24 protein-coding genes are annotated in these 23231 nt (G+C 68.4%); 18 read left to right on the top strand and 6 right to left on the bottom strand.

The genetic code is table 11. From position 1 onward, the window contains the following. Positions 1–4: 4 nt before the first annotated feature. On the top strand, positions 5–1108 hold the full coding sequence (locus MOX01_RS14740) for a hypothetical protein (RefSeq protein WP_141370349.1): 1104 nt from the start codon (positions 5–7) through the stop codon (positions 1106–1108). Further along, positions 1092–2264: a hypothetical protein gene (locus MOX01_RS14735; RefSeq protein ID WP_141370346.1), complete on the top strand. Its 1173-nt coding sequence runs from the start codon at positions 1092–1094 to the stop codon at positions 2262–2264. Before MOX01_RS14740 ends, MOX01_RS14735 begins: the two co-directional genes overlap by 17 nt. A gap of 7 nt (positions 2265–2271) precedes the next feature. On the opposite strand, the gene MOX01_RS14730 is transcribed toward MOX01_RS14735, so the two are convergent. Next, the gene (locus tag MOX01_RS14730) at positions 2272–3477 is read right to left on the bottom strand and encodes a THUMP-like domain-containing protein (protein WP_141370344.1); all 1206 of its coding nucleotides are present in this window, start codon (positions 3475–3477) and stop codon (positions 2272–2274) included. Between the two features lie 158 nt (positions 3478–3635). On the opposite strand from MOX01_RS14730, the gene groES reads away from it, so the two are divergent. From groES to MOX01_RS14715, 3 genes are all read left to right on the top strand, one after another. After that, the gene (gene groES, locus MOX01_RS14725; RefSeq protein ID WP_017203655.1) at positions 3636–3932 is read left to right on the top strand and encodes a co-chaperone GroES; all 297 of its coding nucleotides are present in this window, start codon (positions 3636–3638) and stop codon (positions 3930–3932) included. 182 nt (positions 3933–4114) lie between these two features. Beyond that, positions 4115–5044 (top strand): EamA family transporter RarD, encoded by a 930-nt coding sequence (gene rarD, locus MOX01_RS14720; RefSeq protein ID WP_058631858.1) that lies wholly within the window; start codon positions 4115–4117, stop codon positions 5042–5044. Positions 5045–5188: 144 nt separating this feature from the next. Beyond that, the gene (locus MOX01_RS14715) at positions 5189–6445 is read left to right on the top strand and encodes an ABC transporter substrate-binding protein (protein ID WP_046747416.1); all 1257 of its coding nucleotides are present in this window, start codon (positions 5189–5191) and stop codon (positions 6443–6445) included. A gap of 92 nt (positions 6446–6537) precedes the next feature. On the opposite strand, the gene MOX01_RS14710 is transcribed toward MOX01_RS14715, so the two are convergent. The 4 genes from MOX01_RS14710 to MOX01_RS14695 are packed head-to-tail and all read right to left on the bottom strand — an operon-like array spanning position 6538 to position 10712. After that, complete coding sequence (locus MOX01_RS14710; RefSeq protein WP_046747417.1) at positions 6538–7311, bottom strand: ABC transporter ATP-binding protein; 774 nt, start codon at positions 7309–7311, stop codon at positions 6538–6540. Next, positions 7308–8339 carry an ABC transporter ATP-binding protein gene (locus tag MOX01_RS14705; RefSeq protein WP_371861870.1) on the bottom strand — a complete coding sequence of 344 codons (1032 nt, stop codon included), beginning with the start codon at positions 8337–8339 and terminating at the stop codon, positions 7308–7310. The genes MOX01_RS14710 and MOX01_RS14705 overlap by 4 nt, the downstream gene beginning before the upstream one ends. Before the next feature lie 40 nt (positions 8340–8379). Continuing rightward, positions 8380–9357, bottom strand: a complete 978-nt coding sequence (locus tag MOX01_RS14700) for a branched-chain amino acid ABC transporter permease (protein ID WP_058631857.1) — start codon at positions 9355–9357, stop codon at positions 8380–8382. Positions 9358–9362: 5 nt separating this feature from the next. Beyond that, positions 9363–10712 carry a branched-chain amino acid ABC transporter permease gene (locus MOX01_RS14695; RefSeq protein ID WP_371861869.1) on the bottom strand — a complete coding sequence of 450 codons (1350 nt, stop codon included), beginning with the start codon at positions 10710–10712 and terminating at the stop codon, positions 9363–9365. Between the two features lie 252 nt (positions 10713–10964). On the opposite strand from MOX01_RS14695, the gene guaB reads away from it, so the two are divergent. Continuing rightward, a complete protein-coding gene (gene guaB / locus MOX01_RS14690) occupies positions 10965–12467 on the top strand; it encodes an IMP dehydrogenase (RefSeq protein ID WP_058631856.1) in 1503 nt (500 codons plus the stop codon). Positions 12468–12532: 65 nt separating this feature from the next. Here the strand turns inward: guaB and MOX01_RS19260 are convergent, their stop codons facing one another. Then, on the bottom strand, positions 12533–12955 hold the full coding sequence (locus MOX01_RS19260) for a DUF4190 domain-containing protein (RefSeq protein ID WP_141370342.1): 423 nt from the start codon (positions 12953–12955) through the stop codon (positions 12533–12535). 165 nt (positions 12956–13120) lie between these two features. Between MOX01_RS19260 and MOX01_RS14680 the strand changes: the two genes are divergently transcribed. The 12 genes from MOX01_RS14680 (at position 13121) to MOX01_RS14630 (ending at position 23203) form a co-directional block, all read left to right on the top strand. Further along, positions 13121–13435, top strand: coding sequence for a DUF2277 domain-containing protein (locus tag MOX01_RS14680; protein WP_061018604.1), 315 nt, complete (start codon positions 13121–13123; stop codon positions 13433–13435). A gap of 143 nt (positions 13436–13578) precedes the next feature. After that, the gene (locus MOX01_RS14675; protein WP_141370340.1) at positions 13579–14622 is read left to right on the top strand and encodes a response regulator; all 1044 of its coding nucleotides are present in this window, start codon (positions 13579–13581) and stop codon (positions 14620–14622) included. After that, entirely contained in the window at positions 14622–15611 is a 990-nt protein-coding gene (locus MOX01_RS14670) for an ATP-grasp domain-containing protein (RefSeq protein WP_061018599.1), read from the top strand. Before MOX01_RS14675 ends, MOX01_RS14670 begins: the two co-directional genes overlap by 1 nt. Next, the gene (locus tag MOX01_RS14665) at positions 15608–16321 is read left to right on the top strand and encodes a PHP domain-containing protein (protein ID WP_141370338.1); all 714 of its coding nucleotides are present in this window, start codon (positions 15608–15610) and stop codon (positions 16319–16321) included. Before MOX01_RS14670 ends, MOX01_RS14665 begins: the two co-directional genes overlap by 4 nt. Continuing rightward, the gene (locus tag MOX01_RS14660; RefSeq protein WP_141370336.1) at positions 16321–17808 is read left to right on the top strand and encodes a glycosyltransferase family 2 protein; all 1488 of its coding nucleotides are present in this window, start codon (positions 16321–16323) and stop codon (positions 17806–17808) included. The genes MOX01_RS14665 and MOX01_RS14660 overlap by 1 nt, the downstream gene beginning before the upstream one ends. Beyond that, the gene (locus MOX01_RS19220) at positions 17805–17948 is read left to right on the top strand and encodes a hypothetical protein (protein WP_170224283.1); all 144 of its coding nucleotides are present in this window, start codon (positions 17805–17807) and stop codon (positions 17946–17948) included. Before MOX01_RS14660 ends, MOX01_RS19220 begins: the two co-directional genes overlap by 4 nt. Beyond that, positions 17945–18292, top strand: a complete 348-nt coding sequence (locus MOX01_RS14655) for a response regulator transcription factor (protein WP_046748786.1) — start codon at positions 17945–17947, stop codon at positions 18290–18292. The genes MOX01_RS19220 and MOX01_RS14655 overlap by 4 nt, the downstream gene beginning before the upstream one ends. Beyond that, positions 18289–20094: a sensor histidine kinase gene (locus MOX01_RS14650; RefSeq protein WP_046748787.1), complete on the top strand. Its 1806-nt coding sequence runs from the start codon at positions 18289–18291 to the stop codon at positions 20092–20094. The genes MOX01_RS14655 and MOX01_RS14650 overlap by 4 nt, the downstream gene beginning before the upstream one ends. Before the next feature lie 36 nt (positions 20095–20130). Continuing rightward, positions 20131–20379, top strand: coding sequence for an AbrB/MazE/SpoVT family DNA-binding domain-containing protein (locus tag MOX01_RS14645; RefSeq protein WP_058633239.1), 249 nt, complete (start codon positions 20131–20133; stop codon positions 20377–20379). Continuing rightward, positions 20379–20741 carry a type II toxin-antitoxin system VapC family toxin gene (locus tag MOX01_RS14640; protein ID WP_197429284.1) on the top strand — a complete coding sequence of 121 codons (363 nt, stop codon included), beginning with the start codon at positions 20379–20381 and terminating at the stop codon, positions 20739–20741. Before MOX01_RS14645 ends, MOX01_RS14640 begins: the two co-directional genes overlap by 1 nt. 102 nt (positions 20742–20843) lie before the next feature. Next, positions 20844–21395, top strand: coding sequence for an OsmC family protein (locus MOX01_RS14635; RefSeq protein WP_061018590.1), 552 nt, complete (start codon positions 20844–20846; stop codon positions 21393–21395). A 119-nt stretch (positions 21396–21514) separates the two neighbouring features. Next, positions 21515–23203 carry an ABC-F family ATP-binding cassette domain-containing protein gene (locus tag MOX01_RS14630; protein ID WP_082738594.1) on the top strand — a complete coding sequence of 563 codons (1689 nt, stop codon included), beginning with the start codon at positions 21515–21517 and terminating at the stop codon, positions 23201–23203. Positions 23204–23231 lie beyond the last annotated feature (28 nt).

The following is a 23231-nucleotide window of genomic DNA, read 5'->3' as shown; positions in this document are numbered from 1 at the left end:
ACCGATGTCGGACGCGGCCGAGCTCGCCGAGCTGCGCTCACTGCAGGCGCGGGCGTACGGTCGCGATGCATCGCTCACGGCGGCCGAAGCGCTCAGACTGCGCGAACTGGAGCGGCGCCGTGCCGAGCCGACGCCCGACGTCGCGGATCCGCCCGTCGGAGCTCCTGTCGCAGCCTCGACGCCGGAGACAGGGAACGAGGAGCCTCAGACAGAGGACCTGCCGGGTGCGACCGACGGCGATGTGACGACGACCGGCATGGACCCGGGAGACTCGGGCGGCTCCGGTCGGCCACCGCAGAGATCATGGCTGCGTACGCGCTGGCTTCCGCTCGCCGCTGCCGTCGCGACGCTGGTGCTGGTCGGCGTCGGGCTCGGATGGGCGCTGTCCGGCGGGTCCGGGCCCGCCACCGTCGCCCTGAGTCCGGAGCAGCAGGAGTGGCAGAGCTCCCTGCTCGCCAGCGGGAACTACGACCGGGGCTCGCTGCGCGCCCTCGCCGTCGAGGAAGGTGCGGTCATCTGGGTGGCGACGAAGAATGCCGCCGCGATCACCTGCCTGCTCGTGGCGACCTCGCCGTCTGCACTGCCCAGCTGCGAGCGCACCGAGACGGTGGGCAGGACGGGACTGTTCGGCGCGGTCACGCTCGAGTCGAAGGCGGACACCCGCCGCGAGCTCAACGTGCAGATGGTGTTCACGGCCTCCGGCGAGCCTGCCGTCGCCGCGAACGTGGCGGAGTTCGGACCGGGCACCACCAATGGGATGACGTGGGCGAATGCCGACGAGGCGGAGAAGGCCAAGCGCATCGCGGATCAGGGGTTCCAGATCAACTCGCTGTGGGTGGTCGGCTATGACGGCGATGTGCCGGTGTGGACCGGAATGGAGCTCGACGGCTTCCAGACCTGCTTGATCTACGACGGCTCGGACGCGGCGTTCCCCCGGGTGTGCGCCGATGCGCTCACGATGCAGGAGCAGAGCGCCACCCTCGTGCTGAACGTGGTGGACGAGCCCAGCGGTGAGGTCGTCCGCCTGGAGCTTCCGACCGCCAGCAACGGGCACTCCTCTCTGATGATCACGCGCGAAGGAGGTGCTGACGGTGCTGCCGGAGAATGACGCCGACGAACTGCGACAGCTCCAGCGCCGCGCGTACGGCCGCGACGGCGCCGCGACCGAGGGGGAGCTGCGGCGGTTGCGTGAGCTCGAGGATGCACGGCGAGCGTCACCCGCCCCCTCGTCACCCGCCCCCTCGGTTCCCGCACCGGATGACGATTCCCGGCCAGCGCCGCCCGAACCCGCGGCCGACGTCGCCTCAGCGGCAGCGCCGGTCGTCGGTGAAGGGACCGAGCCGCCCCCCGATAGCGACGTGCCGCGCCGGCGGGAGATCCTCGCCCGGACGCTGCGTCGGCTCCCCGTGCTGGTGCCCGTCGTCTCCGTCCTGCTGCTGGCGGCCGGAGTGGGCATCGGCTGGGCGGTGTTCGCGCCGCCATCGCCGGAGGTCACGCTGACGGCGGTGCAGCAGGACCGCCGTGACGCGCTCGCCGCAGCCGACTTCGATCCCGGCTCGGTCGTGCCCCTCGCGCGAGAGGGGGATGCGCTGGCCTGGTACGCGACCCGTGAGGAGGCCGGCATCCGGTGCCTGATCCTCGACGTCGGCGCGCAGTCGCAGTCGACCTGCCTCCCGGTCGACAGCATCGGGCGCGGCCTGAGCGCGACGATCCCGGTCCCCATGGAGGACAGCGGTGACACCCCTCGCGGAGTGGAGGCGGTGAGCGCCTCGATGCTCCTCTCGACGACGGGGGAGCCGATCGTCACCCTGGAACGCTGGCCGATGACGTCTTCTTCACCGTCGCAGTTCGCGGGTGCGGAGCGGTCACGCGCGGAGGAGCTGGCCGGCGAGGGGTTCGTCTCGTCCCTCGAGATCGTCGGTTCCTTCCGCACCTTGCCGGTGTGGACCGGGGACCGCGTGTCGGATCTAGGCACCGTCGAGAAGTGCCTCATCGTCGATGCGGTCGATGCGATGACGTGCGCCGCCTCCACCGCCGCCGTCGAGTCCGGACTCGAAACGCGGATCGACCGCATCGACGGCGGAGACGGTGCGCTCATCGGCACCTCGACTCTCGCGGCGAGGTTCACGAGGTGGCAGACGCCCTACCTCGTCATCACCGAGGCATCGCCGGGGAGGGGAGGCCCGGGCGAGATCGTCCGGGTAGAGGCCCCACCCGGTGACCCCATCGTGGTCGAACCGCCGGGCCGCGATCCGGACGGCTGAGCGGACGTCAGCTCGCCGCGGGCACCCGGTCGGCGAGGATCGCGCGGCGCTGGTCGCCGATGCGGACGAGGATCAGCGTCGCCTCCTGGTCTCCGCGCAGCGTGAGCTTCTTCCGGAAGGCGGCGGGATCGACATCCACTCCGCGTTTCTTGATCTCCAGGCGTCCGACATCGTTCGCCTTGAGCGCGGCGTTGATCGCCTTGGGGCTCGCCGGAAGCGTCTCCCTGACGCGGAAGGACTGCACGAACGGACTGGTCAGGGCTGCGTCGGATGTCAGATAGGCGATGTGTTCGTCGAGCATGCCGGCGTCGAGACTGCGGGCGACCTCTCCGATCAGCCGCGCGCGGATCACGGCCCCGTCCGGCTCGTGCAGGAAGGCGCCGAGCTCGCGCACGGGCTCATCGGCGGTGTCGGCCGCAGCCGTGAGTTCGTGCGAGCGCTCGCCGCGGATCACCAGTGCCGCGCGGCGCACTCCTTCTCGGGCGAGGGATCCGCTCCACACGACGAGTTCGACCACGCTGCCGTCGGCGCTCACCCACTGCGCCTCGGCATCGGCGGGCAGTGCGTCGCGGTCGTGGGCCGGTCCGAGCTTGATGCCGGTCGGGCGACGTGCGGCCACATCGAACGCCCAGTCCAGGGAGGGGGAGTAGTCGTCGGCGGAGACACGCCTGGTCTCGCTGTGCCCGGAGGTGCGTCTGGCCGGGTCCATCCAGACCGCGTCCCCGTCGTCCAGTCTGGAGAGGGCTTCCTCCGCCGTCTCGTGCCGCACCGCGGCGTCGTCGCCGAACGGCGCCAGGTTGTATGCCGCGATGGCGGAGGTGACCTCGTCGGCGTCGACGGCGTGCACTTGGAGTCCGGCTCCGGCGAAGGCGAGCGCATCGCCGCCGATACCGCAGCCGAGGTCGGCTACACGGGTGAAGCCCGACTGACGGATGCGCTGGGCGTGCCGTGCCGCGACACCGAGCCGCGTCGCCTGCTCGAGGCCGGCCCTGGTGAAGAGCATGCGGGCGGCGAAGGGGCCGAACTTCGTCGCTGCCCTCGACCGCAGGTGCGCCTGCCCGACGACGGCGGACACGAGGTCGGGGGAGTGGCCGGCCGCACGCAGCCGCGACACCGCTCGCGCGACCTCGGTGGTCGACTCGATGGGACCGGTCGTGTCGAGAAGCTCGAGACCTTCGGGGGTGAGCAGGGCGCGCAGCTCGGACATCTCCACGGTCTCAGCCTAATCGGCCGCGCCTCGAGCCGAACCGCGTCGCTCACTGGCACTCGCATTGCGTGAGTGCCAGCCGAGCGCCTAGACTGGATTAGCACTCTCGGGTTGAGAGTGCGAACAAGTCTTTCGTGTCAGCGTCAAGAAAGAAGAGGTAGACCGTGTCGGTTTCCATCAAGCCGCTCGAGGACCGCATCGTCATCAAGCAGGTCGAGGCCGAGCAGACCACCGCGAGTGGCCTGGTCATCCCCGACACCGCCAAGGAGAAGCCCCAGGAGGGCGAGGTCGTGGCGGTCGGCCCCGGCCGCATCGACGACAACGGCAACCGTGTTCCGCTCGACGTCGCCGTCGGCGACCGCGTGCTCTACAGCAAGTACGGCGGCACCGAGGTGAAGTTCGGCGCAGACGAGTTCCTCGTCCTGTCGGCTCGCGACGTCCTGGCGGTCGTCGTCCGCTGATCTGCTGAACCTGTTCCCCGCCTCTCATGAGGGGCAGGGTGAGGTCCTCGAAGGGGGCCCGGATGCGTCTCGCATCCGGGCCCCCTTCTGCGTCCGCCAGCGTGCATCCCTTTCCTGCCAAACTCCGCCGGGAGGCTCAGCCGTCGCGGTCCGCATCCTCGCCGCGGGCATAGGGTTGTGCGGTGACCCCAGAGACGACCCGCGCCACGCAGACCGCCGGAGTCGCCTACGCCGGAGGGGCGTACCTCCTCTGGGGCGTGCTTCCCCTCTACTTCCTCCTCCTCGTTCCGACGGGTCCGTGGGAGGTCGTGGCCTGGCGGGTGCTGCTCTCCTTCGTCTTCTGCGTCCTGCTGCTCACCGTCACGCGCGGTTGGGTGGCCTTCGGCGTCATCATCCGCCAGCCGAAGCTGCTGGGGTTGACCGCGCTGGCGGGTCTGCTGATCTATGTGAACTGGCAGGTGTTCCTGATCGGAACGCTCAGCGGCAACGTCGTCGAGACGAGCCTGGGGTACTTCATCAACCCGATCACGACCGTGCTGCTGGGTGTCTTCGTGCTGAAGGAGCGCATCCGCCGACTGCAGTGGGCAGCCATCGCCATCGCGGCGATCGCCGTCATCGTGATCGTCGTCGCCTACCGGCAGTTCCCGTGGATCGCGCTGTCGCTGACCGCGTCCTTCGGCGTGTACGGGCTCATCAAGAAGAAGATCGGCCCTGCGGTCGATGCGATCAGCGGCCTGACTCTGGAGTCGTTCTGGCTGATCCCCATCGCGGTGGCGCAGCTGATCATCGTCGCGCTCACGTCGGGCATCACGATGGGCGCGAACGGGTGGGCGCACGCGTTGCTGCTGGCCTTCGCCGGTGTCGCCACGGCCGTTCCGCTGCTGCTCTTCGCCGCGGGAACCCGACGCATCAACCTCACGGTGATCGGCATGATCCAGTTCATCACCCCCGTCATGCAGTTCCTCATCGGGGTCCTGGTGCTGCACGAGCCGATGCCGGCCGAGCGCTGGGCCGGCTTCATCATCGTGTGGATCGCGATCGGCGTCTTCGTGGTCGACCTCCTGCTCGCCGCGCGACGAGGGCGCAGGATTCCACGGGTCGAGGCCGCCTGATCCCGAGGACCACGGGTCAGGGAACCCGGTCCCGGATCGTTAACGCACCGAGACACTTGCACCCCCTGTGCGCGATACTCACGCCCTAGTGTTAGAGCACCCGATTGTGGTCACAATCCACGTTCAGTTACGCAAGGGAGCATCATGAACGCATTGAAGGGCTCGCGCACAGCGAAGGTCTTCGCCGGGATCGCACTGGTCAGTGCATCCGCCATCGTCATCGCTGGTTGCAGCAGCACTCCGAGCGGGGAGAGCGGCGGCAGCGACAAGCCCGCAGCCGATCTGACGCTCAAGCTCGGCTCGCTGCTTCCGCAGACCGGCTCGCTGGCGTTCCTCGGCCCGCCCATGGAGTCGGGCGTCGGGCTGGCCGTCCAGGAGGTCAACGACGCGGCCGCCGGCATCACGATCGACCTGACGGCCGAAGACGAGGGCGACACCGACACCAAGGCCTACGAGACCTCGATCACCAAGCTGCAGGGCGCCGGCGTCTCCGCCATCGTCGGAGCTGCCGCATCCGGTGTCTCCAAGCTCATCCTCGACGGCAACGTCAGCGCCGGGATCCTCCAGATCTCCGCGTCGAACACCTCGCCCGACTTCACCACGTGGGATGACAACGGTCTGTACTTCCGCACCGCCCCCAGCGACCTGCTGCAGGGCGAGGTGCTCGGCAACCTCATCGCCGAGGACGGCGCGAAGACGCTCGGCATCATCTACCAGAACGACGCGTACGGCACGGGCCTCGACGCGGCGATCAAGGAGACCTTCGAGGGCACCGGCGGCGAGGTCGTCGCCGAGGCGTCGTTCAACGTCGGCGACGCGCAGTTCGACGCCCAGGTCGAGACGATCAAGGCGCAGAACCCCGACGCGGTCGCGATCGTGTCGTTCGACCAGTTCAAGACCATCGCGCCTCTGCTGGTGAACGCCGGCATCTCGGCCGACAAGTTCTACATGGTCGACGGCAACCTGTCCGACTACGGCTCGGAGATCCCGGTCTCGCTCGAGGGCGCGCAGGGAACCAAGGCCGGCCCCGCACTCGCCGACGACTTCACCTCGCGTCTGCAGGACTTCTGGACGGGTGAGGGCAACGCCGAGGTCAAGGACTTCACCTACGCGGCTGAGGCATACGACGCCGTCATCCTCGTGGCGCTGGCCTCCCTGGCCGCCGGCTCGACGGACGGCGCGGACATCGCGGCCAAGATGCAGGAGGTGTCGGGCGGCTCCGGTGACGGCAAGAAGTGCACCAGCTTCGCCGACTGCGCCAAGATCATCAACGACGGCGGCACGGCCGACTACGACGGCTACTCCGGTGACGTCACGTTCGATGAGGCCGGCGACCCGCAGGGTGCGTCGATCGGCATCTACAAGTACGGTGCCGACAACATGATCACCCGCACCAACTGATCAGACGATCACACGACGAAGGCCCCGGATCCGATCCGGGGCCTTCGTCGTGGTGTCGGCGGCTTTCTCGCTCGCGGCTTCTCGCTCGCCGCTCAGGCGGCGTCGGTGCCGAGCGTGCCGAGATAGAGACCGATGACCTTGGGGTCGTTCAGCAGGTCCCTGCCACTTCCCTCGTGCGCGTCCTTGCCCTGATCGAGGACGTACCCTCGGTCGCAGATCTGCAGGCAGCGTCGAGCATTCTGCTCCACCATGATCGTCGTGACACCGGCCTTGTTGATGTCGGAGACCCGGATGAACGCGTCGTCCTGTCGCACGGGGGAGAGGCCGGCCGACGGCTCGTCGAGCAGCAGCACCGACGGGTCCATCATGAGGGCACGGGACATGGCGACCATCTGCCGCTCACCACCGGAGAGCGAACCGGCGCGCTGCTTGAGGCGCTTGCCCAGCTCAGCGAAGATGCCGGTGACGAACTCGAGTCGCTCGTCGTAGATCTTGGGGTTCTGGTACAGCCCCATCTGCAGGTTCTCCTCGATCGACAGCGAGGGGAAGACGTTGTTGGTCTGCGGCACGAAGGCCACTCCGCGCCGGACGAGCTTGTCGGCCTTCAGACCCACGATGCTCTCACCCTTCACCGTGATGTCGCCGCTTCGCACGTTCACGAGCCCGAAGATGGCCTTCAGGAGAGTGGACTTCCCCGCCCCGTTCGGACCGATGATCCCGATCAGCTCTCCCTGCCGCGCCACGAGGTTGGCACCGTTGAGGATGTTCACACCGGGAAGATAGCCGGCATGGACGTCGGTCAGCTTCACGACGACATCGTCCTGAGCCGCGCTCGTCGCTGCATCGGTCGGCGTTTCCCCGCTCATGCGGTGCCCTTTCCCTCGGTATCGGTATCGGTATCGGTATCGGTATCGGTAGCGGTGCCGGGAACCGGATCGGTCGCCTCGAGCTCGGCCTCCGCCTCCGCTTCGATCTCCTCGCGGAGCCTGCTGGCGGCGGCATCGGGGAGCACCGGGATACGTCCGGTGACGGCGCCGAGGTCCACGTCCTGGTGTGCACCGAGGTACGCGTCAACGACAGCCGGGTTCTCCATGACCTCGTCGGGAGGGCCCTCCGCGACGACCCGCCCCTCGGCCATCACGATTACCCAGTCGGCGATGTGACGCACCATGTGCATGTCGTGCTCGACGAAGAGCACGGTCATGCCCTCCTCCTTCAGGTCGAGGATGTGGTCGAGGAGCGACTGCGTGAGCGCGGGGTTGACGCCGGCCATGGGCTCGTCGAGCATCACCAGCGTCGGGTCGCTCATCAGCGCCCTGGCCATCTCGAGGAGCTTGCGCTGGCCGCCCGAGAGGGCCGCGGCGAAGTCCTTCTCCTTCGCGTCGAGCTTGAAGCGCGTCAGCAGTTCGCGCGCCTTGGCCTCGATCTCGTTGTCCTGTGCCCTCCACAGGACAGGGAACAGGCTGGACCAGAATCCCTCACCGCGCTGATGCGGAGCGCCCAGCTTCATGTTCTCGAGCACCGTGAGCAGCGAGAGCGACTTGGTGAGCTGGAACGTGCGTACCTGGCCCATCCTGGCCACCTTGAACGACGGCACCCCGGAGAGGCTCGTGCCGTCGAACGACCACGTGCCGCTGTTGGGCTTGTCGAATCCGCAGAGCAGGTTGAAGAGCGTCGTCTTGCCTGCTCCGTTCGGGCCGATCAGCGCGGTGATGGCTCCTCGTGGGACTTCGAGGTGATCGACGTCGACGGCGGTCAGGCCTCCGAAGCGACGCTGGACGGCGTCGACGACGAGGATCGGATCGACCTTCGCGACTCCGGGCTTCACCTCACCCGTGGTCAGGCCGGTGGTCTTCGGACGTCGGATGCTCCCCGTGGAGGGAGCCGCGGTCACCGCGGCGTCCGCCGAGCCGGGGACCTGTTCCGGGGTCAGTTCATTTGACAAAGGTCATCTCCCTCTTGTCTCCGAGGATGCCCTGCGGGCGGAAGATCACGAGCAGCATCAGGGCGATGCCGACGAAGACGAAGACGAGGGTCGACGCCTGGCTGTCGGTCATCGGCAGCAGCCCGGCCTTCGCCATCGACGGGAGCAGGTTGGCCATGAAGGCGAACACCACCCAGAAGAGCACCGCACCGAGCGTGGGTCCGAACACCGTGGCCGCGCCTCCCAGGAGGAGGATCGTCCACAGGAAGAACGTCAGCGACGTCGAGTAGCTGCCGGGGACGACCGCGGAGGGGAGGACGAAGACGATCCCACCCGCGGCACCGATCACACCACCCACGACGAGCGCCTGCATCTTGTAGGCGAAGACGTTCTTGCCCAGCGAGCGCACGGCGTCCTCGTCTTCGCGGATGCCCTTGAGCACGCGGCCCCACGGGCTGCGCATCAGCGCCCACACCAGCAGGATGGCGATGACCAGGACGATCACGCCGAACACGCGGTTCCAGAGGTCGTTCGCGCTGTACGTCCAGGGTCCGAACCCGTAGGTCCCCGGCGGGATGGGGTTCGCGTCGCGGAATCCGCCGTTGTACTGGGCGAGGCCGTCGGCGCTGTTGGTCCATTCGTCGAACACCTGCGTGGTGAAGAGGAGACGGACGATCTCGCCCGCGGCGATCGTGGCGATCGCGAGATAGTCGGCGCGGAGCCGCAGCGTAGGTATGCCCAGGAGCACGGCGAAGAGGGCGCCGCCGACCAGGCCGATCAGCATGCCGATCCACCACGGCAGGCCGAAGCTGAGCACCGAGATGGCGTAGCCGTAGCCGCCGATCGCCATGAACGCGGCCATGCCGAAGTTGAGCAGTCCGGCGTATCCGAAGTGCACGGCGAGGCCGGTCGCCGCGAGCGCGTAGGCGATGGTGACCGGGCTGAACAGGTAGACGGCCGTGTTCGAGAAGATGCTTCCGAAGTCCATGGCGATCAGCCCAACCTTTCCCTGCGTCCGAGCAGCCCTTGAGGTCTCACGAGGAGGATGAGGATGAGGATCACGAGAGCACTCGCATACTTGAGGTCGGACGGGATCCACAGCGTCGACACCTCGACAGCCATGCCGACGATGAGCGATCCGACCAGAGCGCCGAACGCCGTGCCGAGGCCGCCGAGGGTGATCGCGGCGAAGATCAGCAGGAGCATCTGCATCCCCATGTCCCACTTCACGCCGGGGCGGAAGTACGCCCACAGGATGCCGGAGATGGCGGCGAGCGTTCCCGCGAGGATCCAGACGTAACGGATCACACGGTCGACGTCGATCCCGGACGCGGCAGCGAGCTGCGGGTTGTCGGAGATCGCGCGGGTGGCCTTGCCGATGCGGGTGCGCGTCAGGAAGAAGGCCACGGCCAGGATCACGACGATGCTCACACCCATCGCGATCATGTCGATGTAGGACAGGGAGATCGGCCCGAACTGGATCGGGGTGGGACTGGCACCGGGGAGCTGATATGTGCCTCCGCCGATGATGAACTGGAACGCGTATCGCAGCGCGAGCGAGAGCCCGATGCTGACGATCATCAGCTGGACGACACCGAGACCGCGCCGGCGGAGTGGACGCCAGATCCCGGCATCCAGCGCCCAGCCGAACAGGCCGCCGCCGATGACGGCTGCGACGATGCCGAGCCAGAGAGGAAGGTGCCAGAACGTGGTCGTGACGAGGGCGACGAGGCCGCCCCACGTGACCATCTCGGCGTGCGCGAAGTTGGAGAGGCGCGTGGTGCCGTAGATGAGGGCAGCGCCCATCGAGGCGAGAGCCAGCAGGAGTCCGAAGTTCAGTCCGCCGACGAGGCGTGAGAGCAGCTGGTCGACGAAGGAGACGGTGACCCGTTGCCCCTCGCCGAGGAAGAGGTTCATGATCTTCGTCCCGGTGAGGCCGAACTCGACTTCGAAGGAGGCCGTGGTCCCGGCGATCGGCTGGGTGCCCTCCGGGAGCTGGGTCGCATCGACGATCACGCCGTCCGGCAGCGTCGATTCATCGACCGTGAGGGTGTACTTCTCCTTCTCGGGCACGTACAGGCGCCATTTGCCGTCGGCATCGGTCTCTGTCTCGCCGTCGAAGCCCTTGCCCTCGATGGTCATGACCACGCCTTCGACCGGCTGGTCGTCGAAGGTCACGACGCCGGCGAAGTAGAAGTCGGTGACCTCCTGCCCGTCGTCCGTCGTCTCGGCCGAGGCCGCTGACGGGGGCAGGAACAGGAACGCTGTGAGCGCCATGAGGATACTGAGGAAGGCGACCACCCAGGGTCGCTTTCGCTGCACGGCGAGTGTTGTGGGTCCCACGCAACCTCCACTTTGAGTGCTGTGTCTCTGCGATCTCGGGTTTGTCCGCAGAGATGGACGACGCACTTGAGCGTAATGCGCCATCGCCGATTCACCTACGGTCGGGGCCAACGGTCCGGTAACGACGCGGCTCTGGGAATGTTCTCGGGCGTGTCTCGCTTAGAATCTTCATACGGGCCGCGGCCCCGCACCGGCCGACGTCGACCACCCCCTCGCACTCGGACATGCGCGACTCGCGCAGAAGGAGAATCCATGGAACAGCACGATCCCTTCGGCTTCGTCGGACTGACGTACGATGACGTGCTGTTGCTCCCCGGGCACACCGATGTCATCCCCAGCGAGGCCGACACCTCGTCGCGCATCACCCGGCGCATCTCGGTCGCGACGCCGCTCCTCTCGAGCGCCATGGACACGGTCACCGAGTCGCGGATGGCGATCGCGATGGCGCGTGAAGGCGGCATCGGCATCCTGCACCGCAACCTCTCCATCGCCGACCAGGCAGCGCACGTCGACCGCGTCAAGCGCAGCGAGTCCGGCATGATCACCGACCCCATCACCACGACGCAGGATGCGACGGTCGAAGAGGTCGACAACCTCTGCGCGAAGTACCGCATCTCCGGCCTCCCCGTCGTCGACGACGAGGGCAGGCTCGTCGGCATCATCACCAACCGCGACATGCGCTTCGTCTCCGGCTTCGAGCGGCAGACCACCTTCGTCAAGGACGTCATGACGCGGGAGAACCTCGTCACCGCTCCGGTGGGCGTGGCCGCAGGCGAGGTCATCGCCCTGTTCGCGAAGCACCGTGTCGAGAAGCTGCCGCTCATCGACGACGACGGCAAGCTCGCCGGTCTCATCACCATCAAGGACTTCGACAAGAGCGAGAAGTACCCGCTCGCCACCAAGGACGACCAGGGGCGTCTGCGCGTCGGCGCGGCGATCGGCTTCTTCGGCGACGCGTGGGAGCGTGCCGAGGCGCTGCGCGATGCCGGGGTCGACGTCCTCGTGGTCGACACGGCCAACGGGCAGTCGCAGGGTGTCATCGACCTCGTCCGCCGGCTCAAGGCCGACGAGTCCTTCGCACACATCGACGTCATCGGCGGCAACGTCGCCACCCGTGAAGGCGCTCAGGCTCTCATCGATGCCGGAGTCGACGCGGTCAAGGTCGGCGTCGGCCCCGGGTCCATCTGCACCACCCGCGTCGTCGCCGGCGTGGGCGTGCCGCAGGTGACCGCGGTCTACGAGGCTTCGCTCGCCGCTCGTCCCGCAGACGTTCCGGTCATCGCCGACGGTGGTCTGCAGTACTCGGGCGACATCGCCAAGGCGCTCGTCGCCGGTGCCGACGCCGTGATGCTCGGCTCGCTCCTCGCCGGAACCGACGAGTCGCCGGGCGAGATCGTCTTCCAGTCGGGCAAGCAGTTCAAGCAGTACCGCGGCATGGGCTCGCTCGGCGCGATGCAGACGCGCGGCAAGCAGACCTCGTACTCGAAGGACCGCTACTTCCAGGCCGATGTCCCGAGCGACGACAAGCTGATCCCCGAGGGCATCGAGGGCCAGGTCCCGTACCGCGGACCGCTCGCCGCGGTCGCCTATCAGCTGGTGGGCGGGCTGCGTCAGTCGATGTTCTACGTCGGAGCGCGCACGATCGAGGAGCTCAAGACGCGCGGCAAGTTCGTGCGCATCACCTCGGCAGGGCTCAAGGAGTCGCACCCGCACGACGTGCAGATCGTGGTCGAGGCGCCGAACTACAAGAAGTAGGCGTGACACGAAGAGGGGCCGGATGCGCATTGCATCCGGCCCCTCTTCGTGTCACGCCGCTGCGGTCACCCGCAGGTGTAGGTGACGCCGTTGACTTCCCAGACGCCGGCGCCCAGCTCGGCGCACGTGCCGAAGATCGCGGCGAAGACGGTGACGGACAGGATGATCCCGATGATGCCGAGGATCGTCAGGATCGCGCCGATGATGATGCCCGCGATGGCCAGCCCCTTCGGCTGCCCGGTCTTGCCGAGTTTCACCGCGGCGACGATGCTCAGGATGAGTCCGATCGGCGCCGCCAGGAAGGCGAGGACCAGACCGACGATCGACAGGACGCGACCGGGAGGCGTGGGCTCCGGCTGCGGGTACGCCGGTGCCGTGGGCGCCGGATAGGCCGGGGCTGCGGTCGGCGGAGCGGGAGGGGCAGCGGGCGGTGTCGTCGGGGTCGAGGAGTCGGCAGCGGGCGGTTCGGGGAACGGCGGGTTCGTCATGGTCTGTCCTGTCGACGGGGGTGGGGATCGCACTGGCGGCCCGGATAGCCCCGAGCGTAGCGAGCGGCCCTCGGCGGCACCATCCCCTGTCGTCGGTCCGACCCCGGTGGGCGGGGAGACGCCGCGACTCTTCCGTCGACCCGCCGTGCGGCGTAGCGTGCGGGTATGTGCCGCAACATCATCCCGCTGAACAACCTCGAGCCCGCTGCGACCGCGCAGGAATGCCACGATGCGGCGTTGCAGTTCGTGCGCAAGATCGCCGGGACCACGGCGCCGTCGCGGGCGAACCAGGCCGTCTTCGAGAGCGCGGTCGACGAGATCGCGGCTGTCGTCGACCGTCTCCTGGGTGAGCTCGTCACCACCGCACCTCCGAAGAATCGTGAGGACGAGGCGGCGAAGCGACGGGCGCGCTCGGCCGAGCGGTACGAGGCGATCCGGGTGTTCCAGGAGGAGAAGCGCGCCGCCCGCGCAGGAGCGTAGGCGCATACCGTCGCAATGGCGGCGGCGTATGCCAGAATCGTCATACCCCGCTCGACTTTCCCTGCGGTCCCGGTGTTGAAGGCCCCGAGATCGCGCCGCCGATCCCCATCGGTCAGGGAACCTCCCCAAGGAGAGCCGTACACATGCCTGAGGACTCTCCTCGCGTTCTCGTCGTCGACGACGATCCGGACGTCGCCCTGCTCGTCAAGACCGTGCTCGAGCGACGTGCCGCGTGCATCGTCGACGTCGCCGAGGACGGACAGGTCGCGATCGATCGGGTCGCGGAGGTGCGGCCGGACGTCGTGGTGACCGACATCGAGATGCCGGGACTGAGCGGCCTCGAGCTGCTCGCCGAGCTGCGACGCATCGTTCCGTCGGTGCCTGTCGTGGTGATGACCGCCCACGTCTCCGTGGAGTACGCGGTCTCGGCCCTGCGGGCGCAGGCGGACGAGTTCCTGACCAAACCGCTCGACAACGGCAAGCTCGTGGAGGCCGTCACCCGTCTGATCGAGGAGGGGCACCGCCGCCGAGCGGAAGCGCGCACACCGGAGCGGGTGCTCGCGATCGGCGCACATCCGGACGATGTCGAGATCGGTGTCGGTGGACTGCTCGCCGCGCACGCCAGGGCTCAGGACGAGATCACGATCCTCACGCTCTCCCGCGGTGCCAGGGGTGGGGACGCCGACAGCAGGCAGAACGAATCCCTCGCAGCGGCGGAGATGCTGGGCGCCCGCCTCTTCCTGAAGGACCTCATCGACACCGAGATCTCCGGAGGGGGATCCACGGTGCGCATCATCGAAGAGGTCGTGCAGGAGATCCAGCCGACGATCGTCTACACGCATTCGCCGCACGACCGGCACCAGGATCACCGTGCCGTGAGCGAGGCGACCGTCGTGGCCACGCGTCGGGTCGGTACCGTCGCGTGCTATCAGAGTCCGTCGGCGACGATCGACTTCCGGCCCACGAGGTTCGTGCGCATCGACCAGTACCTCGACGAGAAGCTGCGGCTCCTCGAACGCTTCGGCTCGCAGACGGCGAGCCGCGACTACCTCGCGCCCGAGTTCGTCACGGCGACAGCGCGGTACTGGTCGAGATTCGGTGGGGGAACGGCCGTCGAACCGCTCGAGGTCGTGCGGGAGACCGCCGAGTTCATCGGCGCCCACGAGCTCACACGACGGGAGAGCTGATGACGAAGCGCGTGCTGGTGACCGGTGCCGGTGGTCCGGCGGGAGTGGCCGTGATCCGGTCGCTGCTCCGCCGCTCGGACCTGACCGTGTTCGCCGCGGACATGGACGGCTGGGCGAGCGGCATCTACCTGGTGCCCCCGGAGCAGCGACGCCTCGTGCCACCGGGACGTGACGACGACTTCGTGCCGGCGATCGCGCGCATGGTGGCGGACGACGGCCTCGATCTGGTGATCTCGACCGTCGACGTCGAGCTCATCGCCCTCGCGGGACGGCGCGATGAGCTGGCACCCGCCGTGCTGGCTGCGCCGTCCGAGGACACGCTGAACACCGCGCTCGACAAGCTCGCCCTCGCGGAACGCTGCGCGTCGACCGGTCGCGTCCCGCGCACCGTCCTCGCCGGGCGTGATGCCGAGGCCGTCGAGTGGGAGTTCCCGGTCTTCGCCAAGCCGCGTCAGGGTGCAGGGAGCCGTGGCGTGCGGCTCGTGCCCGACCGTGCTGCTCTCGAGGCCCTGCCGACGGACGAGGGACTCATCGTCCAGGACTTCCTTCCAGGGGAGGAGTACTCCGTCGACGTCATCGCGGATGCCACCGGGGCCGTCGTGGCCGCGGTACCCCGCACGCGAGCCAGGGTCGACTCCGGCGTCGCCATCGCCGGACGCACGGTCCGCGATGCGGAACTCGAGGAGACGGCGGCATCGATCGCCCGCGCGATCGGACTGGTCGGCGTCGCGAACGTGCAGCTGCGGCGCGATCGCACGGGTCGTGCGGTGCTGCTCGAGGTCAACCCTCGCTTCCCCGGCGCCTTGCCTTTGACGATCGCGGCCGGCGTCGACATCCCGTCGCTCGTGGCCGACCTCTTCCTGGGGCGAGAGCTTCCCGTGCAGATCCCGTTCCGCGAGGTCGCCTCCGTGCGCTTCCTCGAGGATGTGATCGTGGAGATCGACGATGTGCTGGTCTCCGACCATGCGGGGCATCAGGAGGAACTGTGAGCCACGCGCTGCTCCGCGGCGACCACCACGTCCACTCCACCTTCTCGGACGATGCGGTCTCGACACTCGCACAGAACGTCGAGGCTGCGGCCGCAGCGGGACTGACCACGGTGCGCCTCGTCGACCACGTGCGTCAGAGCACGACCTGGGTGCCGGAGTACCTCGCTGCGGTGCGGGTGCTCCGGGTGCCGGACGGGCTCACGGTGCTCACCGGTGTCGAGGCGAAGATCCTCGACGTCGGGGGAACTCTCGACATCCCGACCCTCCCCGACGGCATCGATCGGATCCTCATCGCCGACCACCAGTTCCCGGGGGTGGACGGTCCGCTCGGACCCACCGCGGTGCGGGAGCGGATGGCCGCGGGATGGGCCGCTGACGACGTTCTCGATCAGTTCGTCGAGGCGCTCATCGCCACGATGCGGCGCTACCCGGGGAACCAGCTCGCGCACTGCTTCTCGATCCTGCCGAAGATCGGTCTGTCCGAGGCCGACCTGGGTGCGCAGCGCGCGGATGCCTGGGCACGCACCGCCGCCGACACCGACACCCTCGTCGAAGTGAACGAGAAGTGGGGCTGCCCTGGGGTCGATGCGCTGGCCGCGCTGCGCCGCGCCGGCGGCACGGTGGTCGCCTCGACCGACAGCCACGACGCCGCCGAGGTGGGCCGGTACTCGAGGATCCTCCCGCTGCTCGACGCGGTGGCGGTCTCCTGATGGCCGATCTCACCTGGCTGGAGACCGTGGTGGTCATCCTCCTGCTGCTCTGCATCCTCGTCGGCACGCTGCCGGTGGTCAACACCGGCCTGCAGTTCCTCATCCTTCCGCTGCATGCGTTCCGCAACCATTACGGCAAGGCGGCGCCGTACCACCCGAACGTCGCCGTCGTCATCCCCGCCTGGAACGAGGGTGCGGTGATCGGCCCCGCGATCGAACGGCTGCTGCACCTGGAGTATCCGGCTGAACGCCTGCGGGTCTTCGTCGTCGACGACGCATCGACCGACGACACCCCCGAGGTCGTCGCCGCCACGTCAGCGGCCCACCCCGGCCGCGTCGTGCACCTGCGGCGCGAGAAGGGGGGAGAGGGCAAGGCGCACACGCTCAACCACGGTCTCGACGTGATCCTCGCCGACACGTGGGCCGAGGCCGTGCTCATCATGGATGCGGATGTGATCTTCGCCCGTGATTCGCTGCGCAAGCTCACCCGTCACCTGGCCGACGAGAAGGTCGGTGCCGTGACGGCCTACATCGCCGAGGGCAGCCGCGACCGCAACTACCTCACGCGTTTCATCGCCATCGAGTACGTGATCGGTCAGCTGTCCGCACGTCGGGTGCAGAACGTCGGCGGCGCCATCGCCTGCCTCGCGGGCGGCGCCCAGCTGCACTCGCGAGCGAACCTCGAAGCCATCGGCGGACGCATCCCCACGGGAACCCTCGCCGAGGACACCATGACGACGTTCGAGGGCCAGCTCAAGGGACGCCGGATGGTGTTCGAGCCGCATGCCGTGGTGCTGGCCGAGGAGCCGCGGACGATCGACAGCCTGTGGAAGCAGCGTCTGCGCTGGGCGCGCGGCAACGTGCAGCTCACCTCGATCTACCGAAAGCTGTGGTTCCGCCCGAGCCGGGACCACAACCTGGGCAGTTTCGGCTTCGGGCTCGCCTGGTTCACGATCCTCCTGCTCCCTGCGTTCATGCTGCTCGCGGCGGCCGGCCTGCTCGCGCTCCTCCTGCTGCACAGCGACATCGCGGAGTTCGTGTTCCGCTTCATGTGGATCGCGGCGGCCTGCATCTACATCTACTCGATGCTCTACTCGGTGCAGCTGGATCCCCGCATCGGCAGACAGTCCTGGCGCGAGGCGATCATGTTCCCAGGGCTCGGTGCCCTGATCCTGATGGCCATCGCGATCTTCCCGCAGCTGTTCGAGTCCGCGTTGCTCGCGCTCGGGCTGCCCGTGACGCACGAGGCCCGCATCATGTGGGCGGTGATCTTCTACCTGTGGGGACCGATCTCGATGCTGGGGATCTGGCTCGCCCGGGCGGTGGAGCCGCTCCCTGGCGGACGCTTCTTCGCGGGGCTGCTGCTCTACGTCTGCGGGTACGGCTCACTGCTGTGCGCCATCACCGTGGATTCCTACATCAAGGAGTGGCGTCGCGCCGATGCCTCCTGGATCAAGACCGAGAAGATCGGACGTGTCGACTCATGACCGCAACCCCGTCGAACGATGCCGAGGTGGAGGAGATCGCCGCGGATGCCCGACGTGAGCGACGTCTGATCCCTCAGGCTCTGCTCGCCCTCGCCGTGGTGGTCGTCATCGTCGTGGTGAGAGAGCTGCTGCTCCGATGAGCGGGAGGCCGTTGGCCCTCGTCGTCGAGGACGCGCCCGATCAGGCCGCGCTGCTGCGCCGCTATCTCGATCGCGAGGGGTTCGACGTGTTCGTGGCCCGTGACGCCGAGTCGGCGATCGCCGCGTTCTCCGAGATCGATCCCGTGGTGGCCGTGCTCGACCTGCTGCTGCCCGGTATCTCGGGACAGGAGTGCGCGCGGCTGGTCCGGGCCCGTTTCCCCGACTGCTTCCTGGTGATCAGCTCGGTGCTCGATGCCACCGACTATCCGCCGGCGGACGCCGCGCTCCCCAAGCCGATCACGGGTTCCGAGCTGCACGCGATCGTCGAGGGCGTGCGGCGATGAGGGCCACGCCGCTCGATCGCGCGGAGAACCGCTGGTATCAGGTCTTCGACAACCCGAGCCCGCTGCTCAAGCAGGCGCCGACGGTCACCGCGACGGTGATCGCGGCGCTCCTCACCTGGTGGGTTCCCGACCTTCCCATGACGCACGTCGCACCGGCCGTGGCGGGGATCATCCTGGTGCTCGCGGCCACGGCCTTCGCCGCGGTGCTGACGGCCCGCGGGGTGCACGAGGGATGGGCGCTCCTGCTCATCCCCATCGTCGACATCATCGGCCTCGGACTCTTCCGCACGGGTACCGGGGGAGCGACATCGCTCTTCTCATCACTCGTGCTCCTCCCGGTGGTCTGGCTGGCCGCCGCCCCGGGCATCCGCTGGGTGTTCGTGGTCGGCGGGCTCACGTCGATCGCGTTGCTGATGCCGTACGTCACCGCGCCACCCGCGACCTCGGTCGAGTGGCTGCGGGGCGTGGTGGGCCCGCTCGTGTTCTCGGCGGTGGCGGCCGTGATCAACCAGCTCGCGCGGCAGCAGCGGATGCGCGTGGAACAGGCGGAGGAGCTCGTCGCCGAACGAACCAGAGCGCTGTCCGAGAACGTGGCCATGATCGTGCAGCTGCGCGAGAAGGAGCACCAGTACCGCGAGCTGCTGGACTCGTTCGAGAGCCTGTGGTCGTCGATAACGGCGCAGGCCGTGGTGGCCACGGACTGCAGCGGTATCGTGACGGCCTGGAACCCGGGAGCGGTGCGCCTGCTCGGACTTCCCGTCGACGAGGCTCTCGACGACGTGCGCATCGATCGCTTCTTCTCGACCGCCGTGCTCTCGATGCTGGCGGCTGACACGGCGGAGCACTCCGCGCCGTCCGGCGACATGCCCGCCGGCTACGCCGAACTCGACCCGGGGATCAAGGCTCTGTTCGGACAGGCGGACGCCGGTGTCCCCGTCGACGGGGACATCGAGGTCGTGACCGCAGGCGGGACGACGGTTCCCGCACGTGTGACGGTCACTCCCCATAAGGACGGTGCGGGCGCGCAGCAGGGATATCTGTTCGTGCTGACAGACGAGACCAGGGCCGTCGAGGTCGCGAGGATGAAGGACGAGTTCGTCGGGATGATCTCCCATGAGCTCCGGACACCCCTCAGCGCCATCATCGGCTTCCTGGACCTGCTGCAGAACGATCCAGGGCAGCCGCTCACGGAGGACCAGCAGGAGTTCGTCGGCATCATCGAGCGCAACGCGCAGCGTCTGCTCAATCTCGTCGGCGACCTGTTGTTCACCGCCCAGGTCGAGTCCGGGCGATTCCCCCTCGAGCGAGATGAGGCCGATGCGGCCGCGCTGGTGCGATCCGCGGTGGTGTCGGCCGGTCCGCATGCGCAGCGGGAAGGGATCGAACTCGTTGCGGAGGTCGGTCCTGCGGCGATGCCCGTCTTCGTCGATGCCGGAAGAGTGGGGCAGGCCATCGACAACCTGCTCTCCAATGCCATCAAGTTCACCTCTCGCGGCGGGAAGGTCACCGCGCGAGTGCGCGCGGTCGACGGCGGCGTGGAGTTCTCGATCGCCGATACCGGGGTCGGGATACCGGAGGACGAACAGGGGATGCTGTTCACCCGCTTCTTCCGTGCGTCGACCGCGACGCGCAACGCGGTACCCGGCGTGGGTCTCGGTCTCACGATCACCCGTGCCATCGTCCTCGCGCACGGAGGGACGATGGACGTGACGAGCAAGGAGGGTGTCGGCACGGAGTTCCGCTTCTTCCTGCCTGCCGCTCCGCGCACCGAGGTGCTGACGAGTCTGAGTCGCGCCGAGTGAAGCCCCCGCCGTGAGGGGCGGTGGTATCGTCGAAGGATGGATACCACATTCGTTGCACCGATGGGTGATCGTGGTCGCCTCGTGGTCCCTGCCGAACTCCGCGACCGTCAGCATTGGGACCAGGGCGTGCCGCTGCTCATGATCGAGACGTCGGGAGGCGTGATCCTGCTCACCAGGGAGCAGGCCAAGGCCCTCGTCAGGTCGCAGCTGGAGGGGAAGCGCGCTCTCGAGTCGCTGCTCGCGGAGCGCCGGAGGTCCGCGGACTCCGAGGATGCAGCGGCGTGATGGTGGTCGACGCGTCAGCTCTCCTCGCTTTCCTGCAGGGCGAGCCTGGCGCCGATCGCGTCGAGGAGATCCTCGACGACTCCGTGATCGGAGCCGCGAACTGGTCGGAGGTCGCGCAGAAGGTGCGCGCGTCCGGAGCGGACTGGGGCATCGCCTCCGGCTTGTTGCTCAGCTACCGGCTGAAGGTCGAGCCGGTGTCCCAGCGCGACGCGGAAGCCGCCGCGGAATCGTGGAGGCGCGGAAGCGGGCTGTCGCTGGGGGACCGCCTGTGTCTCGCACTTGCGCGACGGCTCGATCTTCCTGTTCTCACGGCGAACCGGGCGTGGGGAGAGTCCGAGCGCATCGAGCAGCTGCGGCGCTGACACCACCGGCGTGGTCTCGGCGTCGTGACGCTGCGTTTCGCGGTGTGAAGCCCGATGACGGGCGGCGGGCGCGGGGAACCGGACGATCGCTACCGTCGGGCCATGACTCTTCTCCAGGACCAGCTCGCCGGTGTCGCGGATGTCACCCCGGCCGAGCGCGCGCAGCGACTCACAGACGCGGGATCGGCGTGGAACGAGCGGATCGCCGCGGACGAAGCGAACGCGCGATTGACGTACCGCGTCAGCGGACGCGGAATCGGCTCGGTCGCGACCGAGATCCGGGCCGGCGCGCACCGCTTCCTCGTCGACGAGCCGGGTGCGCTCGCCGGGGACGACGTCGCGGCCAGTCCGGTCGAGTACGCACTGGGTGCGCTCGTCTCGTGCCAGGTGGTCGTGTACCGGCTCTACGCCCAGGCCCTCGGCCTCACGATCGACGCGATCGAGATCACGGCCGAGGGCGACCTCGACGTGCGCAAGCTCTTCGGCATCGACGAGTCGGGGCGCGCCGGATTCCACGATGTGCGCGTGGCTGTCGACATCACCGGTCCGAACAGCGTGGAGGAGTATGAGAACCTGCGCGCCGTCGTCGATGCGCATTGTCCGGTGCTCGACCTCTTCGCCGCTCCCGTACCGACGTCGAGCGCTCTCGTCTGAGCGGTCCGCAGCGTCTTCGGCCCGGTGTCGTCTGCGACCTGGCCCGTTCCGTCCGTGACCGCTCCTGCTGATATCCTGGTCGGCTCGGCATGTGCGGGGCGGAAGGACGGCCACGCACCGTGGGCTTCATCGATGTATCCAGCGTCTCCCTGACGCTTCCAGACGGCAGACCGCTTCTCGACGAGGCGAGCTTCCGGGTCGGCGCAGGCTCGACGAGCGCTCTGATCGGCCCGAACGGCGCCGGCAAGACGACGATGCTGCGCATCATCCGCGGCGATCAGACGGCTGATGACGGCGTCGTGACGATCGACGGCGGACTCGGCGTCATGGACCAGTTCGTCGGCCACGGCGAAGCGGGCGAGACCGTGCACCAGCTGTTGGTGCGTGTCGCTCCCACACGTATCCGCGTCGCTGCGGAGGCGCTCGAGACCGCGGAGAACGCGCTGATCGAACGCGACGAGCACGATACGCAGATGGCCTATGCATCCGCGATCGCCGAGTACGCGGATGCCGGCGGATACGAGCACGAGACGATCTGGGACCAGTGCACGGTCGCCGCGCTCGGCGTCCCGTTCGAGCGCGCAAGATACCGCGAGCTCACCACGCTCTCCGGCGGCGAGCAGAAGCGCCTGGCGCTCGAGGCCCTGTTGCGCGGACCCGACGAGGTGCTGCTGCTCGACGAGCCGGACAACTATCTCGACGTGCCGACGAAGCGCTGGCTCGAGGATCAGCTGCGCCAGACGCCCAAGACCGTGCTGCTCGTGTCGCACGACCGTGAGCTGCTCGCTCGAGCGGCCGACCGCCTCATCACGCTCGAACCCGGAGGCGCCGGGGCCACGGCCTGGGTGCACGGCGGCGGCTTCGGCACCTACCATCAGGCTCGCACCGACCGGATGGACCGGCTCGACGAGCTGCGCAGACGGTGGGACGAGCAGCACGAGAAGCTGCGGACCCTGGTGGCCAACCTCAAGGTCAAGGCCTCGGCGAACGACGGCTTCGCCTCGCGCTACCAGGCGGCGCAGACACGCCTGCGCAAGTTCGAGGAAGCGGGTCCCCCGGAGGAGCGTCCGCCGGCCCAGGACTTCGACATGCGCCTGCGCGGCGCGCGCACGGGCAAACGGGCGGTGGTCGCGCAGCGCCTGGAGCTGACGGGTCTCATGCGGCCCTTCGACGCGGAGGTCTGGTACGGCGACCGGGTGGCCGTGCTCGGGTCGAACGGGTCGGGCAAGTCGCACTTCCTGCGCCTGCTCGCTCGCGGTGGATCCGACCCCGACGCCACGCTCGGTCACGTGACGTCGACGGGTGAGCAGCTCAGTGCTGTCGAACACACCGGCTCGGCCGTGCTCGGAGCGAGGGTGGTGCCGGGCCTGTTCGCGCAGACGCACGCGCACCCCGAGTTCGTCGGCCGCACGCTGCTAGAGATCCTGCATCGGGGGGACGATCGCCGAGCGGGTATGCCACGCGACGCCGCGAGTTCGGCACTCGACCGCTACGGTCTCGTGCGTCAGGCGCAGCAGAGCTTCGACTCGCTGTCGGGAGGACAGCAGGCGCGGTTCCAGGTGCTCCTTCTGGAGCTCTCCGGGGCGACGCTGCTGCTGCTCGACGAGCCGACCGACAACCTCGACCTGGAATCGGCCGAGGCGCTGGAGCAGGCCCTCGCGCGCTTCGAGGGAACGGTACTGGCGGTCACGCACGACCGCTGGTTCGCCCGTTCGTTCGATCGGTTCCTGGTGTTCGGGTCGGACGGCGAGGTCTACGAGTCCGACGAGCCCGTGTGGGACGAGAAGCGGGTGGCGCGCTCGCGCTGACGTTCGTTCGCGGACACGGGCCGTGCTC

It is taken from the genome of Microbacterium oxydans, from assembly GCF_006540085.1.
GTDB lineage: Bacteria > Actinomycetota > Actinomycetes > Actinomycetales > Microbacteriaceae > Microbacterium > Microbacterium oxydans.
Note: the sequence above shows the minus strand (reverse complement) of the source record. Positions and strands in the feature narration are given on the sequence as shown.

What these genes read in the sequence shown, in the direction of transcription:
- MOX01_RS14650 (WP_046748787.1), top strand. Translation starts at nt 18,289, where the DNA reads ATGAGGGCCACGCCGCTCGATCGCGCGGAGAACCGCTGGTATCAGGTC.
- MOX01_RS14645 (WP_058633239.1), top strand. Translation starts at nt 20,131, where the DNA reads ATGGATACCACATTCGTTGCACCGATGGGTGATCGTGGTCGCCTCGTG.
- MOX01_RS14670 (WP_061018599.1), top strand. Translation starts at nt 14,622, where the DNA reads ATGACGAAGCGCGTGCTGGTGACCGGTGCCGGTGGTCCGGCGGGAGTG.
- MOX01_RS14640 (WP_197429284.1), top strand. Translation starts at nt 20,379, where the DNA reads ATGGTGGTCGACGCGTCAGCTCTCCTCGCTTTCCTGCAGGGCGAGCCT.
- MOX01_RS14680 (WP_061018604.1), top strand. Translation starts at nt 13,121, where the DNA reads ATGTGCCGCAACATCATCCCGCTGAACAACCTCGAGCCCGCTGCGACC.
- MOX01_RS19220 (WP_170224283.1), top strand. Translation starts at nt 17,805, where the DNA reads ATGACCGCAACCCCGTCGAACGATGCCGAGGTGGAGGAGATCGCCGCG.
- MOX01_RS14660 (WP_141370336.1), top strand. Translation starts at nt 16,321, where the DNA reads ATGGCCGATCTCACCTGGCTGGAGACCGTGGTGGTCATCCTCCTGCTG.
- MOX01_RS14740 (WP_141370349.1), top strand. Translation starts at nt 5, where the DNA reads ATGTCGGACGCGGCCGAGCTCGCCGAGCTGCGCTCACTGCAGGCGCGG.
- MOX01_RS14655 (WP_046748786.1), top strand. Translation starts at nt 17,945, where the DNA reads ATGAGCGGGAGGCCGTTGGCCCTCGTCGTCGAGGACGCGCCCGATCAG.
- MOX01_RS14710 (WP_046747417.1), bottom strand. Translation starts at nt 7,311, where the DNA reads ATGAGCGGGGAAACGCCGACCGATGCAGCGACGAGCGCGGCTCAGGAC.
- MOX01_RS14675 (WP_141370340.1), top strand. Translation starts at nt 13,579, where the DNA reads ATGCCTGAGGACTCTCCTCGCGTTCTCGTCGTCGACGACGATCCGGAC.
- MOX01_RS14715 (WP_046747416.1), top strand. Translation starts at nt 5,189, where the DNA reads ATGAACGCATTGAAGGGCTCGCGCACAGCGAAGGTCTTCGCCGGGATC.
- MOX01_RS14635 (WP_061018590.1), top strand. Translation starts at nt 20,844, where the DNA reads ATGACTCTTCTCCAGGACCAGCTCGCCGGTGTCGCGGATGTCACCCCG.
- MOX01_RS14700 (WP_058631857.1), bottom strand. Translation starts at nt 9,357, where the DNA reads ATGGACTTCGGAAGCATCTTCTCGAACACGGCCGTCTACCTGTTCAGC.
- guaB (WP_058631856.1), top strand. Translation starts at nt 10,965, where the DNA reads ATGGAACAGCACGATCCCTTCGGCTTCGTCGGACTGACGTACGATGAC.
- MOX01_RS19260 (WP_141370342.1), bottom strand. Translation starts at nt 12,955, where the DNA reads ATGACGAACCCGCCGTTCCCCGAACCGCCCGCTGCCGACTCCTCGACC.